General features: G+C 57.3%; 15 protein-coding genes and 1 tRNA gene. 6 read left to right on the top strand and 10 right to left on the bottom strand.

Annotated elements, in window-relative coordinates; genetic code table 11:
• Positions 1-62 precede the first annotated feature (62 nt).
• A complete protein-coding gene (locus tag IE123_RS03385; protein WP_189515075.1) occupies positions 63-545 on the bottom strand; it encodes an FKBP-type peptidyl-prolyl cis-trans isomerase in 483 nt (160 codons plus the stop codon).
• Between the two features lie 288 nt (positions 546-833).
• On the opposite strand from IE123_RS03385, the gene IE123_RS03390 reads away from it, so the two are divergent.
• Positions 834-1,118 (top strand): hypothetical protein, encoded by a 285-nt coding sequence (locus IE123_RS03390; protein WP_189515083.1) that lies wholly within the window; start codon positions 834-836, stop codon positions 1,116-1,118.
• Positions 1,119-1,256: 138 nt separating this feature from the next.
• On the opposite strand, the gene putP is transcribed toward IE123_RS03390, so the two are convergent.
• The 5 genes from putP to IE123_RS03415 all read right to left on the bottom strand — a co-directional run bounded on the left by putP (position 1,257) and on the right by IE123_RS03415 (position 8,653).
• The gene (gene putP, locus IE123_RS03395) at positions 1,257-2,747 is read right to left on the bottom strand and encodes a sodium/proline symporter PutP (RefSeq protein ID WP_189515085.1); all 1,491 of its coding nucleotides are present in this window, start codon (positions 2,745-2,747) and stop codon (positions 1,257-1,259) included.
• 142 nt (positions 2,748-2,889) lie between these two features.
• Entirely contained in the window at positions 2,890-6,081 is a 3,192-nt protein-coding gene (putA, locus tag IE123_RS03400) for a bifunctional proline dehydrogenase/L-glutamate gamma-semialdehyde dehydrogenase PutA (RefSeq protein WP_189515087.1), read from the bottom strand.
• Between the two features lie 251 nt (positions 6,082-6,332).
• On the bottom strand, positions 6,333-7,127 hold the full coding sequence (locus tag IE123_RS03405) for an AraC family transcriptional regulator (RefSeq protein WP_189515089.1): 795 nt from the start codon (positions 7,125-7,127) through the stop codon (positions 6,333-6,335).
• Positions 7,128-7,168: 41 nt separating this feature from the next.
• Positions 7,169-7,537: a hypothetical protein gene (locus IE123_RS03410; RefSeq protein ID WP_189515091.1), complete on the bottom strand. Its 369-nt coding sequence runs from the start codon at positions 7,535-7,537 to the stop codon at positions 7,169-7,171.
• Between the two features lie 63 nt (positions 7,538-7,600).
• On the bottom strand, positions 7,601-8,653 hold the full coding sequence (locus IE123_RS03415; protein ID WP_189515093.1) for a CNNM domain-containing protein: 1,053 nt from the start codon (positions 8,651-8,653) through the stop codon (positions 7,601-7,603).
• A 336-nt stretch (positions 8,654-8,989) separates the two neighbouring features.
• On the opposite strand from IE123_RS03415, the gene IE123_RS03420 reads away from it, so the two are divergent.
• A complete protein-coding gene (locus IE123_RS03420; protein WP_189515095.1) occupies positions 8,990-9,265 on the top strand; it encodes a hypothetical protein in 276 nt (91 codons plus the stop codon).
• A 312-nt stretch (positions 9,266-9,577) separates the two neighbouring features.
• Positions 9,578-9,653: transfer RNA gene (locus IE123_RS03425), tRNA-Gly, on the top strand.
• Between the two features lie 111 nt (positions 9,654-9,764).
• Here the strand turns inward: IE123_RS03425 and IE123_RS03430 are convergent.
• From IE123_RS03430 to IE123_RS03445, 4 genes are all read right to left on the bottom strand, one after another.
• Entirely contained in the window at positions 9,765-10,037 is a 273-nt protein-coding gene (locus IE123_RS03430) for a hypothetical protein (RefSeq protein ID WP_189515097.1), read from the bottom strand.
• 103 nt (positions 10,038-10,140) lie between these two features.
• The gene (locus IE123_RS03435) at positions 10,141-11,601 is read right to left on the bottom strand and encodes a dihydrolipoyl dehydrogenase (protein ID WP_189515099.1); all 1,461 of its coding nucleotides are present in this window, start codon (positions 11,599-11,601) and stop codon (positions 10,141-10,143) included.
• A 96-nt stretch (positions 11,602-11,697) separates the two neighbouring features.
• Complete coding sequence (locus IE123_RS03440; RefSeq protein WP_189515102.1) at positions 11,698-12,444, bottom strand: glutathione peroxidase; 747 nt, start codon at positions 12,442-12,444, stop codon at positions 11,698-11,700.
• Between the two features lie 176 nt (positions 12,445-12,620).
• The gene (locus IE123_RS03445; RefSeq protein WP_189515105.1) at positions 12,621-13,100 is read right to left on the bottom strand and encodes a DUF6314 family protein; all 480 of its coding nucleotides are present in this window, start codon (positions 13,098-13,100) and stop codon (positions 12,621-12,623) included.
• On the opposite strand from IE123_RS03445, the gene IE123_RS03450 reads away from it, so the two are divergent.
• The 3 genes from IE123_RS03450 (at position 13,101) to IE123_RS03460 (ending at position 15,905) form a co-directional block, all read left to right on the top strand.
• Positions 13,101-13,988 (top strand): carboxylate/amino acid/amine transporter, encoded by an 888-nt coding sequence (locus IE123_RS03450; RefSeq protein WP_189515107.1) that lies wholly within the window; start codon positions 13,101-13,103, stop codon positions 13,986-13,988.
• Between the two features lie 68 nt (positions 13,989-14,056).
• On the top strand, positions 14,057-14,938 hold the full coding sequence (locus tag IE123_RS03455; RefSeq protein ID WP_189515109.1) for an NAD(+) kinase: 882 nt from the start codon (positions 14,057-14,059) through the stop codon (positions 14,936-14,938).
• Complete coding sequence (locus IE123_RS03460; RefSeq protein WP_308430182.1) at positions 14,928-15,905, top strand: metallophosphoesterase; 978 nt, start codon at positions 14,928-14,930, stop codon at positions 15,903-15,905. Before IE123_RS03455 ends, IE123_RS03460 begins: the two co-directional genes overlap by 11 nt.
• The last annotated feature ends 10 nt before the right edge of the window (positions 15,906-15,915 follow it).

Raw genomic sequence — 15,915 nt, forward strand, 5'->3', positions numbered from 1 at the left:
TAAACGTCGGGCACAAAAAAGGCAGCTCAATGGCTGCCTTTTGAAGCGCTGGGCATTGTCCATCAGTGTTGATGGCCGCCTTCGCCGTGTACATGACCATGCTCGATTTCTTCGGCACTGGCTTCGCGTACGGATTCAACGCTGACGTCAAAGTTCAGGGTTTCGCCGGCCAGCGGATGGTTGCCATCGACAGTAACCGTATCACCTTCCAGCTTGGTGACCGTTACCAGCAGCGGGCCGCCTTCAGTCTGCGCCTGGAACTGCATGCCGGGCTGAATGTCTTCAACGCCCTGGAATGCATCACGCGGTACTTCCTGCACCAGAGAGGGCTGGACTTCACCATAGCCTTCACCGGGTTCAACGCGCGCCTGAAGGGTATCGCCTGTGGTCTTGCCAGACAGTTCCTTTTCAAGGCCGGGAATAATGTTGCCTGAACCGTGCAGATAGGAAAGCGGATCACGACCTTCAGAGCTGTCGAGGACTTCCCCGGCATCGTTTTTCAGAGTGTAATGAAACGCTACTACCGTGTTCTCTGCGATCTGCATGATAAGGATCCTTTTGCGTCGGTACGTGTTGGTTGCTCTATAACTGTCGGGGCATTGTCTCCATGGATGGCCTCCATGAATGCGTGCCGACGTGCTAACTCATCAAGATGGCGACGGCCATGTTTTTTTCAACCCCGGGCAGTCCATCAATTGCGCTTTTTTTGCGATATCATGCCAGCATGGTGCTGCCCTGCGTGCGGGCCGGCGTCATGAAGGCCCTGTGGCACGGGCATTGTGTCCGGGGTCAGACTAGATTATAGACATTCAAATATTCGCGCAGGAGAGCTTATGACCATTGCTGTCATCTGGATTGTTGTCTTTGCCATCGTTGCGGCGCTGGCCTGGAAAAGCTGGGAAAACGGCTTTGGCAAAATGGTCAAGCGCTGGGTGCCTGTCATATTGCGCCTTGATGATGACCGGGGAGACCGTATTACCTGGTGCGTCGTGGCAGGTGTACTGGTTGCCACGCTGATGACCAACCCCGCTTCCATGCTGCTGACCCTGTTGCTGATCGGTCTGATCGTTTTGATCGTCCTTGCCGTTGTGCGCTTTGTGCTCAGCAAGGTCCACTGAAGTAGCGTAAGGTCGCTCAGCAGGGCCCGGCGGATAGTCAATCCATCCGGGTCGCTGACGAGACGCCATTTCGCAAGCGTTACAAAAAAAGGGCTCCCGAAGGAGCCCTTTGTATATCCAGCATGCGTGAGCGTGCTTTTAATGCGAGATTTTTCTGTACTCGCCCGCGTCACTGGTCGCCATGCTGACCACCACGATGGCGATAAAGGAGGCGATGAAGCCGGGAATGATTTCATAGATCCCGGGCCCCCCCATGAATTCGCCGCTCCAGCCCAGCGAAATCCAGATCATGACGGTGGCCGCACCCACGATCATTCCTGCAATGGCGCCGGCACCGTTGGTGCGCGACCACATCAGGGACAGCAAAATCAATGGACCAAACGCTGCACCAAAACCTGCCCAGGCGTTACTTACCAGTCCCAGCACCTGTGAACCCGGGTCGGAGGCAATAACGGCGGCCACAATACCCACCAGCAAAACGCTGAATCGACCGACAGTGACGACTTCCTTCTCCGTGGCCTCCTTGCGCAGGAACAGCCGGTAGAAGTCTTCGGTCAGCGAGGAAGAGGCCACCAGCAGCTGGCTGGAAATGGTACTCATGATGGCTGCCAGCAGTGCCGCATAGAGGAAACCGGTCACCAGCGGATGGAACAGCAGGTTCGCCAGAATGATAAAGATCGTTTCCGGGTCCTGAACATCCATGCCGTTGCGAATGGCATAGGCCCGGCCGAACAGACCCAGCGAGACCGCACCGATCATGGAAATGAGCATCCAGCTCATGCCGATGTTGCGGGCCACGGGCACATCCTTCAGGGATCGAATGGCCATGAAGCGCACGATGATATGTGGCTGGCCAAAATACCCCAGCCCCCAGGTGATGGCAGAGAGCCAGCCGATAAAGGTCAGCCCACTTGTCCAGGACAGCAGCGTGGGGTCGACTTCGTTGAGCGTCTGTGACGCCTGGGAAAAGCCACCGCCGCCTTCGCCGAACAGCACCACCGCCGGCATGATCACCAGTGCCAGCATCATGATGCAGCCCTGAACGAAGTCCGTCAGGCTCACCGCCAGAAAGCCGCCAACGATCGTATAGACCAGTACCACCCCCAGGGTGATGATCACGCCTGTGGCGTAATCGCTGAGCCCGCCAATGTTGACCATGCCCGAAAAGGCGCTGTCAAACAGCTTGCCACCGGCTACCAGGCCAGAAGCCGTGTAGATGGAAAAGAAGACCACGATGACGATGGCAGACACCACTCGTAACGACATTGCCCGGGTGGGGAACCGGTTGGCCAGAAACGCAGGAATGGTGATGGCATTGCCATAGTGAACCGTTTGTTCACGAAGGCGCGGGGCGACCAGTACCCAGTTGAAGAAGGCGCCCAGAAGAAGGCCGATACCGATCCAGGCCGATCCAAGACCGGAAATAAACATTGCCCCGGGCAGGCCCAGCAGCAACCAGCCGCTCATGTCCGACGCCCCGGCCGACAGGGCCGCCACCTGCGGGCTGAGCGTTCGGCCACCCAGCATGTAATCCTCGGATGTAGAGGTAGACGTGCGCATGGCATACAAACCAATGCCGATCATGAGCGCAAAATAAGCAAAAAGGCTGATCCAGACACCGATAGCCATAAACCTCTCCTGTTTTCTGATTGTTGGACCGGCATGTTACCTGCAAGCATCATGAGCAGGGCGCAGGAATGGGAAACCCTTTTTGATGTTGTTTTCAATCACAAATGGTTTCCCGGCCCGTGTTGGCCTCATGACGCAGGGATCAATCGTCGCCCATGGCCAGCAGGGACGCATTGCCCCCCAGGGCTGCGGTGTTGATCGTACGTGTTTTTTCGTTGGCAAAGCGCAGCAGATAGTGAGGGCCGCCGGCCTTGGGGCCGGTGCCTGAAAATCCTTGCCCACCAAAGGGTTGTACGCCCACCACGGCGCCTATGATATTACGATTGACGTAGACATTGCCGACTCTGATGCGACTGGCCACATGGTTGGTGAAGGTCTCGTTACGACTGTGTACGCCAAAGGTCAGACCGTAACCGCGCTCGTTGATGATATCGATGACCTGATCGATCTCATTGGCCTTGAAGGTAGCCACATGCAGAATGGGCCCGAACTGTTCGGTGTCCAGCGCATCAATGCCATCGATCCTGAAGGCCGTCGGGGCAATAAAGGTGCCGCTGGCGGCTGTATCGGCGTCAATGGCGGTTTCGGCAATCAGACGGCCTTCACTCTTGAGTCGGTCGATGTGCGCTTGCAGCCCCTTTCGTGCCTCCTCATCAATGACCGGGCCCACATCGGTGGCCAGACGGGTCGGGTCGCCAATGTTGAGCTCGACCATGGCCCCCTTGAGGGTCTCGATCACGCGCTCGGCAATGTCTTCCTGAACATAAAGTACGCGCAGCGCCGAGCAGCGCTGGCCGGCACTCTGATAGCTTGACTCCACCACATCGGCCACGACCTGTTCGGGCAGGGCGGTGGAGTCCACGATCATGGCGTTCAGGCCACCGGTTTCTGCAATCAATGTCGGCAGGGCGGCATTGTCACGCGCGGCGAGCGAGCGGTTGATCAACTGCGCCGTCTGGGTTGAACCGGTAAAGGCGACCCCGGTAATACGACGGTCACTGGAAAGCACCGACCCCACGGTGGCGCCATCGCCCGGCAACAGCTGTACCACTTCCCGCGGCATGCCCGCTTCATATAACAGCTCGATGACGCGATGAGCGATCAATGAGGTCTGCTCGGCCGGCTTGGCCAGTACGGTGTTGCCTGCCACGGCGGCGGCCACGGTCTGGCCGCAGAAGATCGCGATCGGGAAGTTCCACGGACTGATGGTGGTAAACACACCCTTGCCCTGCATGATGAGTTCGTTGGACTCACCGGTCGGCCCGGGCAGGGGCGTCGGTGCGCCGAAGATTTCCCGTGCACGGGCAGCGTAGTAACGACAGAAATCCACCGCTTCACGCACCTCGGCCACACCGTCGGGCAGCAGCTTGCCACCTTCCATGCAGCACATGGCCATCAGCTCCGCCATGTGTTTTTCCATCAAATCGGCAAAGCGTTCCAGAATGGCGGCGCGCTTTTCCACCGGCGTGTCGTTCCAGTCCGGAAAGGCCTTCCAGGCTACATCGATCGCACGTGAGGTTTCCTCGGCACTGCTCCAGCGCACGCTTCCGATCGTACGCCCATGATCCCAGGGGCAGATGACGTCATGACGCTCGCTGCTCTCATGATCAAGCTCAAACCCGACCAGCGGCCCCGCGCTATAGGTGCGCTCGAGAAAGGGCTTCATCTCATTGAGCAGTGGCTGGAACTGACTGTTGATGTTGAGGTTGATCCCTTTTGAATTGCGGCGACCATCGGTATAGATCTCGCTCGGCATCGGGATGTTGGCGTTGAAGTATTGGCCGACGCCAATGAGATTCTCGACCGGGTGAACGCACAGGGATTCCACCGGTACACGCGGGTCAACCAGCTGATGCACGAATGAGGAGTTGGCGCCGTTTTCCAGCAGGCGGCGTACCAGGTAGGGCAGCAGATCCTTGTGTGCGCCTACAGGTGCGTAGATACGACACCAGGTCCCTGTCGGGGCCTGCTTGAGCGCGGCCTCATAGAGCGCCTCGCCCATGCCATGCAGACGCTGGAATTCAAAAGCGCGATCGCCCTGTTGGGCCAGATCGATAAGGGTCGAGATGGTATGGGCATTATGCGTCGCAAACTGGGGAAAAAGGCGGCCGCGCGTATTGTCCGACAGCAGATAGGTCGCACAGGCCAGATAGGAGACATCGGTGCAGGCCTTGCGGGTGAAGACCGGATAGCCGTCCACGCCGAGCTGCTGCGATTCCTTGATCTCGCTGTCCCAATAGGCGCCCTTGACCAGACGCACCGGAATTTCATCGCTCTGATCGTCCGCAATGCGTGTCAGCCACTGAAGCGCCGGCAGGGCGCGCTTGGAGTAGGCCTGGATGACCAGACCGAATTTCCCCCAGCCCCGGCAGGCACTGGAGGTATATACCGCCTTGAAGACTTCAAGGGACAGTTCGAGTCGATCCACCTCTTCGGCATCAATGGTCAGGGCGACATCGAGCCCGCGTGCCAGCTCGACAAGCTGGCAGACCGTATCGACCAGCTCCTTCAACACCTGGTCACGCCGCCCTGATTCATAGCGCGGATGCAGGGCCGAAAGCTTGATGGAGATCGACGGCGCCGGCGTACTTGAAGAGAGCTTCTGGCTGGTTTTGCCCACGGCGCGAATGGCGCTGGCGTAGTCATCGAAGTAGCGCGTGGCGTCCTGACGGGTCAGCGCGGCCTCGCCCAGCATGTCATACGAGTAGGTGTAGCCCTTGTCAAAAAGCGGTTTTGATCGCTTGAGCGCCTCATCGATGTCACGACCCAGCACGAACTGGCGGCCCATGATTTTCATGGCCTGGCGCATGGCCTGGCGAATCACCGGTTCACCCATGCGGTTGACCATTCGGTTGATAAAGCCGGCCGGACGGCCATCGCGGGGCTGATCCAGCTTGATCACACGGCCTGTGGTCAAAAGCCCCCAGGTGGAGGCATTCACGAACCAGGATTCGCTCTGGCCGGCGTATCTTTCCCATTCACCCACGCTCAGGCGATCCTCGATCAAGGCATCGGTCGTGGCGCTATCGGGCACCCGCAGCAGGGCTTCTGCCAGGCACATGAGCATCAGGCCTTCCTGGGTACCCAGGCTGTACTGCTGCAACAGCTCATCGATGGAATCCACCGCGGTATCCATTGCGCGCACTTCTCGTACCAGGGCCGCCGTCTTGTCAGCGATACGCTTGAAATCCTTGTCATCGGTCTGCAGCAGATCGATGAATTCACGCACCATGTCGTTTTCATTGACGATGTAGTGATCGCTGATGCGGTCAAAGAGGGTTTCAGGGTTCTGCTGCCAGGTGTTGGCATCCAGTATCTGTTGGCTGTTGAGCATGTTGAATTTCCTTGCCGCAATGGACGGCCAGCGCCGCTTTCAAACGCGTACACGAATGATGCACCGATGGCGGGCGGTTAAGAGAGGATGGTCATTTTTTCGACTGTAGGCCGTGACATACGACGCCGTCTTGTCGATTTAACGGGAAGGATTGTCAGATTGGCGGGAGTTGCAGGTACCGGTGGCCAGGGCAAAAAGCAGGCGTTCGGGCAATACACCTTTGGTCTTGAGGGGCTGTCAGAAAAATGACGTTACGGCTGATCCGATCCGGCCGTGCTGACGGCGCTTTGCCGCAATGCACCGGGGGAGTGACCAAAATGGCGTCGGAAGGCATGAGACAGCGCGCTTTGATTGGCAAAGCCCGACCGCTCGGCAATGGTAATCAGCGGCAGCCGCGTCTCCAGCAGCAGGGTTCTGGCTGCCCGAAGCCGCTTGCGCAGTATGTACTGGTAGGGCGGCAGGCCCGTACGGATGCGAAAAAGCTCGGTGAAGTGGGCGCTGGACAGATGCGCCAGTCCGGCCAGGTCTTCCACGCGGATGCCCCGAGCCAGATGTTGCTCGATGTAGTGATCAAGCATGACCAGGTCGAGCCGCGACTGTGGTGTCGTCTGACGGTCGAGCAGGCGATGGGACAAAATCGAGAGCAGGGTAGTCACCAGAAGGTCGCGGTCTACCTCTGGCTGATGCGTGATCTCATCCACCATGAAGTTGAGGTAGGCACGCGCTGCGCTGTCGAGCGCAAAGTGCAGGGGCAGGGAGAAAAGCTGAAAGTGATGGCGATAGATACCGGAAAGGCCCGGCGCGTCATCGAAAAGATCCAGCAGCAGTTGCGAGTTGTCACCGATGCCTCGGTAACAGTGTTCCCGATCGCCTGGAATGGTACAGCCGTGAAAGGGGGAAATATGCAGCGGACGGCCATCAATGATGATTTCGGCCTCGCCTGCCAGACCAATCACGATCTGATGAAAGGGATGGGAATGTGCCTGGGAGATTTCCTCCAGCGGTGCGCGGCGGATGACATTGGTACTGGTCAGCGCGATGGTCATGGCAAGTTGATATCCAGACGGGAAATGCTCATCGGCCTGTATCAGAAGGTACGTCTGTCATCGAGTGACAGACGCGCCGTCAGGTGCTGGCGCAGTGCATGTATTTCTTCCAGCCCCGGCTTTGAAAACAGGGCACCGCCCTGCTCAAAACGCCAGGGCTGACCGTACTCATCCATGATGGCCTGGCAGCGCCGGCGCACATTTTCCAGATAAGGGTCGTGGCGGATCGGATAGCCGATGACGGTATGCCAGCGCGCTTCGGAGACACGGTTTTCCAGCGTCTCATCCAGCAGGGTCAGCAGATCGTTGGCGCTGGTGCGGTATCGCGGGGTTCGCGACAGCATCAGGGCCACTACCATGAAAGAGCAGATCAGCAGACAGACGGCAAAGGTCAGCAAAAAGGTAGCCATGGGGGTCATCGGTTGCCGGGTCAGGCCGTCATTCTAGCATGCCCTGTCAGATGACCGAGAGCGTCAACGACCGGATGGCATGTCGTTAATGGCGGCTTCTCGGCTGTGGCGAATGCGTTTGAGCCATAGCTGTCTGGCGTGGTGCCTGAGGTTGGAGACATCATCGGTTTCATCCACGATGTCCTGTCCCAGAATGGTTTCAAGAATGTCTTCCATGGTCAGTACGCCTACCCAGGTGCCGTGGTCGTCATGGACCACACACAGATGGTGGTGATCACTGAGCATGCGAATGAATACCTGCTCGACACTGTCCTTGCCATTGACCGACTCGATGGGGTGCATGATCGATGCAAGGGTAGCGCCATCGTCGGCGTGATAGGCGTCCATCTTGTGCACATAGCCTACGGTCTGCTCCGGCGGTGCCATGACAGGGTAGCGGGTAAAGGGCAGGTGGCTGCAGTCGGCATCGAACTCGGCCACGGTCATGTCGGGTGTCACCGTCTGACAGACCGTGCGCGGCGTCATGACATCGCGCACGTTAATATCATGCAGGTTGAGGATATTAACGATGGTTCTGCTTTCATCAACATCCACGACACCTCTTTCCTGACCCAGCCTCGCCAGCGCCTTGATCTCTTCACGAACATCGACATCATCTTCCTTGCTGCCCCCGATGCGGCGCGTGATCTGCTCTGACAGCCATATAAAGGGCAGCAGCATCCAGATCATGACCTTGAGCGTTGGTGCCAGTAGCGGTGCCAGTTCGCGCCAGTAACGTGCGCCGATGGTCTTGGGCAGGATTTCCGATAGCACCAGAATCAGCAGTGTCATGACCGCCGAGGCTACACCGATCCATGTGTCGCCGAAGACAACGGACACCTGAGCGCCCACGCCTGTTGCTCCGGCCGTATGAGCAATGGTGTTGAGGGTCAGGATGGCGGCCAGAGGACGGTCGACATTGTCCTTGAGATGACTCAGGGAACGATGCAGCGCCGGGCGTGATTCATGCAGACGTGCGATATAACTGGGGGTCAGGGAGAGTAGTGCGGCTTCAAGCACCGAACAGATAAAGGAAATGCCAATGGCAGCAAGTGCAAAGGCGATTAGAAGGATCATGGGCGCTCAATATGGCTTCAAGAGGCTTATTAATGACATTTCTACTGAGGTGATTGATTAAGAAAGGGTTAAAAAAGAAAAAAAGATGTGAGCGCTCGGAAATATTAAGTCTGAACACAAGATGCGGACTTCATGACAGTAACGCCGACGTTAACAGATGGTGTCGCCATTTTGCGACACATATTAATTATGCTTAATATGAATGCCAACAAAATAAAATAAAATGATCACAAGATTTATATTTTTAATACTTTAGTCACCAATAGTGATGGGTATAATCCCCGCCGGTAGCAAAACCTTAATCCATGTAATGTTAAAAAGGCTTACGCGCTCGGCATGCAATCCCTTGATTCACTTGAACTGACCATTTTGACTCGCCTGCTCAACACAGGCCGATACCAGTGTGTCTATGTCAAGGCAATCGAATTTGGCGTACCGAGTAACGAATTTGCGCGTGCCATACGCTATCTCGACAGGCGGGGGCTCATTGACGTGGTCTGGCAGGATCAGACATCACCTCACCTGCTGCACCGTCTTTTTCGAAAACCCTGTTTTGATCAGTGTTTTGGACGTATTACCGAATACGGCCTGCAGGTCGTCATGACCGGTTGAAAGGGCATGTCGTTATTGACTGCATCCTGCCTGTCTTTTGTATCCAGTGTTTGAAGCGCCATGCCGATACGGCGCCCATCACGGGCATAAAAAAACCGCCACAACGAGGTGGCGGCCATGCAAGGAACAGTTAAACCAAAACGCATTCCTCAGCGACTGAAGAAGAACGTCTTGCTTACTATGACCACCGTGTTGCCGGTTTGATTCCCTGAAATCAAAATTTTTTTTACTCAATGCCTTTTTGCCACAAAAACAGCGCTTTGGATGGCGATGCTTGTGTTTGCCGATGGGGGCTTTTATGATGAGCGCCATGCGGGTATAGCTCAGTTGGTAGAGCGTCAGCTTCCCAAGCTGAATGTCGTGGGTTCGAGTCCCATTGCCCGCTCCATTTCTTCCTGTTGTCCTTCCTGCTGTATCACCCGACATGCCCCCCGGCTAACATGGGCCGGCCTGTAGACTGCCATGTATCTTGCTGGCTCGACTTCTGCGCTGTCCGGTATCAGACATGACTGAAAAACTGAAGTACCTGATTCACACCCAGGCTATCTGACCAGGCCGCCGGTGTCTGGATCGTGGCAATGAACATCTGATCGTCCCTGTCCACATACTGTTCGAGATCGGCGAGTATGCGGTCAGGCGTGGCGGTCGTTCTGACCAGCCAGGTCGTTTCAAGGACATGCAGGCTATCGGGATACAGTGCCAGTGCCCTGAGAAGATGACGATACTCCTGGCCCGGACGCTTCAGATCACAGGTAATCATGTAGTCAGCCATGCCTGACTCCTGAGGTGCTGCCAGGCCTTTGGCCTGACAGGTGGCAAGGACTGTTGCGAAAGATCATGCGCCAGCCCGTGCCGGAATGAGGGGTGAGCCGGCATTAACTGCCCGGTCCGGATTCCATCCCATGACGGGATATCATGGGCCCCTGTTTGAGAGCCGTATTGAGATCACGCAGTGCACTGCGCAGTCCCTCTTCGATGCAGGGGTGATAGAAGGGCATGTCGAGCATCTGTGTCACCGTCATGCGCTGCTGGTGACACCATGCCAGTAAATGGGCCAGGTGCTCGACGCGCGGGCCGAATATTTCAGCGCCCAGAAAAAGCCCTGAACCCTGTTCGCCATACACGCGCATCAGACCATGGTTCTGGCGCATGACGCGAGCGCGGCCCTGGTCTTCGAAACTGGCCTCTCCAGTGGCGTAGCTGTCGTGATGGTGTTTTTCGACCTCGGACCACGTCTTTCCGACCGTGGCAATCTGTGGTTCGGTAAAGACCACCAGAAGCATGGAGCGACGATGGCTGGCGCGAATATCCGGATAGCGCCCGGCGTTATCACCGGCAATACGTCCTTCATCGGAAGCTTCATGCAGCAGCGGCAGCTCGGCGCTGGCATCGCCTGCGATAAAGACAGGCGCAGGTGTGCCGTCCTGGTGCTGGCACTGCATGGTGTAGCGATCAAAGACCGGCACGCCTTCATTCATCGCAAGATGGGCCTGATCAATCTCAAGCCCTTCAATGTTGGGAGGACGCCCCGTGGTGGCAAGCAGGTAGTCGAACTGTTCGGTTACCTCATGCTCACTGCCGCGCTCGACAAAGGTCACTTCGACCCGATCATTGACGAGTGCCACGTTACGCGTATCGGCTTCGGGATCGAGATGGAACTCCGTATTGAAATGCTGATCGGCATATTCAAGAACGCTGGGGTCGGTAATGGGGCCGATCGCGCCGTCCACGCCAAACATGCGAACCCGAACCCCCAGGCGTGATAAAGCCTGCCCCACCTCCAGACCGACCACGCCGGGCCCAAACAGGGCGACCGACTCGGGCAGGTCTTCCCAGTAAAAGATATCGTCGCTGGTCACCAGACGATGGCCGGCGGCCTTTAGAAAATCGGGCTGATCGGGGCTTGAACCGGTTGCAATGACAATGCGCTCGGCATGGATGCGGGTATGGTCATCGACGAGCAGGGTGTTGGGACCCTCAAATATTGCATGACCCCGAATGCGTTGTTCAGCATCGATGTCTTCCACCGATTCAATGACATTATCGACAAACCGGTCACGCTCCTGCCTGACACGCGCCATGACGTCGCGTCCATTGATCTCGATGCGGCCATCAACATGTATGCCAAAGGCACTGGCATCACGGACGCTGTGCGCGGTTTCAGCCGCCGCAATCAATAGCTTGCCGGGCATGCAACCTACCCGCGCGCAGGTTGTTCCGTAGGGACCGCCCTCGATCATGACGATACTGTCGGTATGTGCACGGGCCGCACTATAGGCGCTCAGACCGGCGCTTCCTGCGCCAATGATGGCAACATCTACACGTCTTTCCTGCATGTCGGTTCTCCAGTATCAGGGCGTACGGTTGGGTCGTGCACGTACAAAAACGGCCACCCTGAGGTGGCCGCTATCATCAATCAGGCGATGAACGCGTCAGGCAACAGCCTTGTCGAGATGAGCCTTCAAATCTTCGGCGCCGCCGATATGCCGGCCATCGATCCAGACCTGCGGCACGGTGGCCTGCCCGGTCATGGCGCGCAGTGAGCGACTGGTAATGTCACGGTTGCCAATGGCGATATCTTCATAGGCAATGCGATTGTCTGCCAGTGCCTGTTTGGCGCGTGCACAGTGCGGGCAGCCGGGCTTGCTGATAATGGTAGCAAAGCTGGGGCGTTCTGCCTGGGGATTGAGGTAATCGAGCATGGTGTCGGCGTCAGACACCTCGAAGGGGTCGCCCGGGTTTTGCGGCTCGATGAACATTTTTTCGATTTTGCCGTCCCGTACCACCATCGAATAGCGCCAGCTTCGCTTGCCAAAGCCCAGATCCGACTTGTCCACCAGCATACCCATGCCTTGCGTGAACTCACCGTTGCCGTCAGCCAGCAGTGTCAGGTTTTCGGCTTCCTGGTGCTCGCCCCAGGCTTCCATGACAAAGGCGTCATTGACAGACAGGCAAACGATTTCATCGATGCCGCTGGTGAAAAGCTGTTCTGCCAGTTCGTTGTAGCGCGGCAGGTGGGTGGAAGAACAGGTTGGCGTGTAGGCGCCCGGAAGCGAGAAAACGGCAACGGTGCGATTGCTGAAGATATCCTTGGTCTGGACATCAACCAGCTCACCACCCTTGCGCTGTTTAAGGGTCACGTTCGGGACATGCTGTCCTTCACGGTTTTGCAGCTCCATTATGTACTCCATCTATTATTGAAATATCGCGGTGTCGAGCACCGCTGCCAGAAACCACCCTCCAGTATACGTATTTGGCGTTTGCCATGGTATTTGAATCATCCAAAGGTCGTAATAGCAAAGGATAATTGAAAAGCCGTGGCTAATATGAAGCGTTGACTAAAATGCCAGTGTGCTTACCGATAGCAGTAGTGAATGTGTTCCTGCTTGCGTGGCCCGTTAACGGTCCAGGTCAGATCAAACCCATCGTCTTTCATGATCAGTTCGCCACTATAAAGATCCCTCACGCACAGGTGAGGAGACAGGCTCTTGAGGCGATGTTCTTCCACGACAATCAGGGGAAACAGAAAGACGGCATCCTCGGGCCCCCGGCGCTCGTGATAAAGCTCAACGCGATCTTCCATCACTTCAAAACGATAAACGTTGTTGAAGGCCATCCTGCGACCATTGGCATGGGTAAAGTGGCCCTGTTCATGAAATCGAAGAACGGGGTAGTCATCGCTGACAAGGACTTCTCCATTGCCCTGGCCTGCCCAGTCGCTGGAGGACCGGGGGCCGGGGGTGGCGGTAAAGGTGAGTTGCCGGGTTGCCTTGAGGCACTCGGTCAGGCGTATAATTGTTGTTAACCTTAAAAATCTATCTGGTTGACAAAGCATATGGGCTATCTACTCGGGGTCACACTCTTGTGGTCCTTCTCGTTCAGTCTGATCGGTGTCTATCTGGCCGGTCAGGTTGACAGCTATTTTGCCGTATTAACGCGCGTTTCGCTTGCCTGCCTGGTATTTCTGCCCTGGCTTCGTCCGCGGCTTCTGGATCGACGCCGAACGCTTGGATTGATGGGCGTGGGTGCCATACAGCTTGGGCTGATGTATGTGTGCTACTACCAGTCCTTTGTACTGCTCAGCGTGCCCGAGATTTTGCTCTTTACCATTTTTACGCCGATCTATATTGCGCTGCTGGATAACCTCATGTGTCGACGGCTGGATCTCTTTCAACTGGCGATGGCGCTGCTTGCCGTGGTAGGGGCGGCACTGATTCGTTATCAGGCGGTCGGCGAGGCTTTCTGGACCGGTTTTCTCATGGTGCAGGGCGCCAATCTGTGCTTTGCCATTGGGCAGGTGGGCTACAGGCACCTCATGCGCGGCTTGGAAGGCACGTTTCCGGCTCTTAACGTCTTTGGTTGGTTCTACATCGGCGCGCTGCTGGTGGCTGTGCCCGCCTGGTGGTGGCTGGGTGATGCCACGCGCCTGCCTACCACGTCGGTGCAGTGGGGGGTGCTGGCGTGGCTGGGCATGGTGGCCTCGGGGGCGGGCTACTTTTTCTGGAACCAGGGCGCGCGACGCGTCGACGCCGGAACGCTTGCTGTCATGAACAATCTTTTGATTCCCACAGGGCTTCTGGTGAATCTGTTGATCTGGAATCGCGAGGCGGATCTGTCACGCATTGCCCTGGGGGGGACTGTCATGCTGCTGGCCCTTCTGGGCAGTGAGTGGTGGCGCCGGCGTTTGATACATCGCTCGGACGCGTCAGCCCAATTTTCCTGATGGCGTGGTTTACCCCCCTGCATGGCTGAACGCATAATGCCGGCTCGATGAAACAGTCTGGACACGGCATGACACAGTTCAACCGGGTAGGGTTGGTGGGGCGACCTGACAGTGACAAGGTCGTTGAAACACTTGAGCGTCTGACGGTGTTTCTGGAATCGCGCGGCCTTGAGGTGCATCTCGAGGCCGAAACGGCCAGAACCTGTTCCATCCGACAGGGCCTGGGGATTACGCTTGAGGAAATCGGTCGACAGTGTGATCTGGCCATTGTGGTGGGCGGTGACGGCAGCCTGCTGGGCGCCGGACGCATGCTGTGTCGCTTCAATACGCCGGTACTGGGTGTCAATCGCGGCCGGCTGGGATTTTTGACCGACATTACGCCCGATGAGGTTGAGCATCGTATCGATGAGGTACTCAACGGGCACTACGAGGTGGAACGGCGCTTTCTGCTCGATACCGAGGTCAGTCGCGATGGCGTCGTCATCGGGACGGCCTCCAGCCTCAATGATGTCGTGCTGCATCCGGCCGCTGCCGTGCGCATGATCGAGTTTGAACTTTATATCGATCAGCAGTTTGTCTACCGTCAGCGCTCTGATGGGCTGATCGTGGCGACCCCCACTGGCTCCACCGCCTATGCGCTCTCCGGGGGTGGCCCCATCCTGCACCCGCGGCTGGAAGCCATTGTGCTGGTGCCAATGTTCCCTCATACCCTGTCGAGTCGACCCATTGTGGTCGATGCCGCCAGCGATATCCTGCTGGAAGTGGTGGACAGCCATGATGCCGAGCTGCAGGTCAGCTGTGACGGGCAGATGAAGGTGGTCGTACAGCCTGGCGACATGATCTCCATTCGACGCAAGCCCGAGCAGTTGAAGCTGCTCCACCCCCCCGGGTACAGCTATTTCGAGGCTTGCCGCAGCAAGCTGGGCTGGAGCAGTGGCCTTGTCGGTTAATGCAGCGCCTGTCTCAAGGGCATCCCGCAATGATGGGGAAGGCTTCGATCTGATCGGTGATGTGCATGGCTGCGGTGACATGCTCGAATGCCTGCTTGAAAAAATGGGGTATGAGTCGCGTGCCGGGGTGTACGCTCACGCAACCCGACGCGCCATATTTCTGGGGGATCTGATCGATCGCGGCCCTCATGTTCAAAAGGCGCTTGAGATCGTGCGGCGCATGGTGGAGGCGGGCACCGCACTGGTGGTCATGGGCAATCATGAGGCGCATGCCCTGAAGCAGTGCCTGGGGCAAGGGGGGCGCAGCTTTACCATGCCGCGCGCTGGCGGGCGCAGTGAACGGGTGATGCATGAAACGCTGGCCCAGTTCGAGCGGGCGCCGGCGCTTTGGGCATCGTATCTTGAGTGGTTTCTCGAGATGCCGCTATGTCTTGAGTTCGAGCATTTTCGCGTGGCGCATGCCTGCTGGGACGAGTCGCTGCTGCGCCCCTTTCTGGCGGATCGTCCGGATGGCCGGATCGATCGGGCATTCCTGGCGGCTGCCGAGGTGCAGGGCAGTCCGGAGCATCGTGTGCTGGATCGCACCACGCGTGGTACACAGTTGCGTCTTCCTCATGGGAAGGTCATCCGCTCACTCGATGGCGCCAGACGCAGCGTGTTTCGTACCCATTTCTGGGCGCGCTCGCCGCAGACCCACGGTGATGTAGTCTTCCAGCCCGACCCGTTGCCTCCCGAGCTCGAAGATTACCCGCTTCGCGACGACGAGCGGCGCAAACTGGTACATTATCCACTGTCACAGCGACCGCTTTTTGTAGGTCACTACTGGTGTGAGGGGATCCCGAGTCTGCCGGCTGCCAATATTGCCTGTCTTGATTATAGTGCTGTCAGAGGGGGGCGGCTGGTCGCCTATCGCTTTGATGGAGAAGCAACGCTTGATGCCGAGCGTTTTTGCTGGGTCCGCGCCTAGTTGGTGAAGG

The organism is Kushneria pakistanensis (genome assembly GCF_014652795.1).
Lineage (GTDB): Bacteria > Pseudomonadota > Gammaproteobacteria > Pseudomonadales > Halomonadaceae > Kushneria > Kushneria pakistanensis.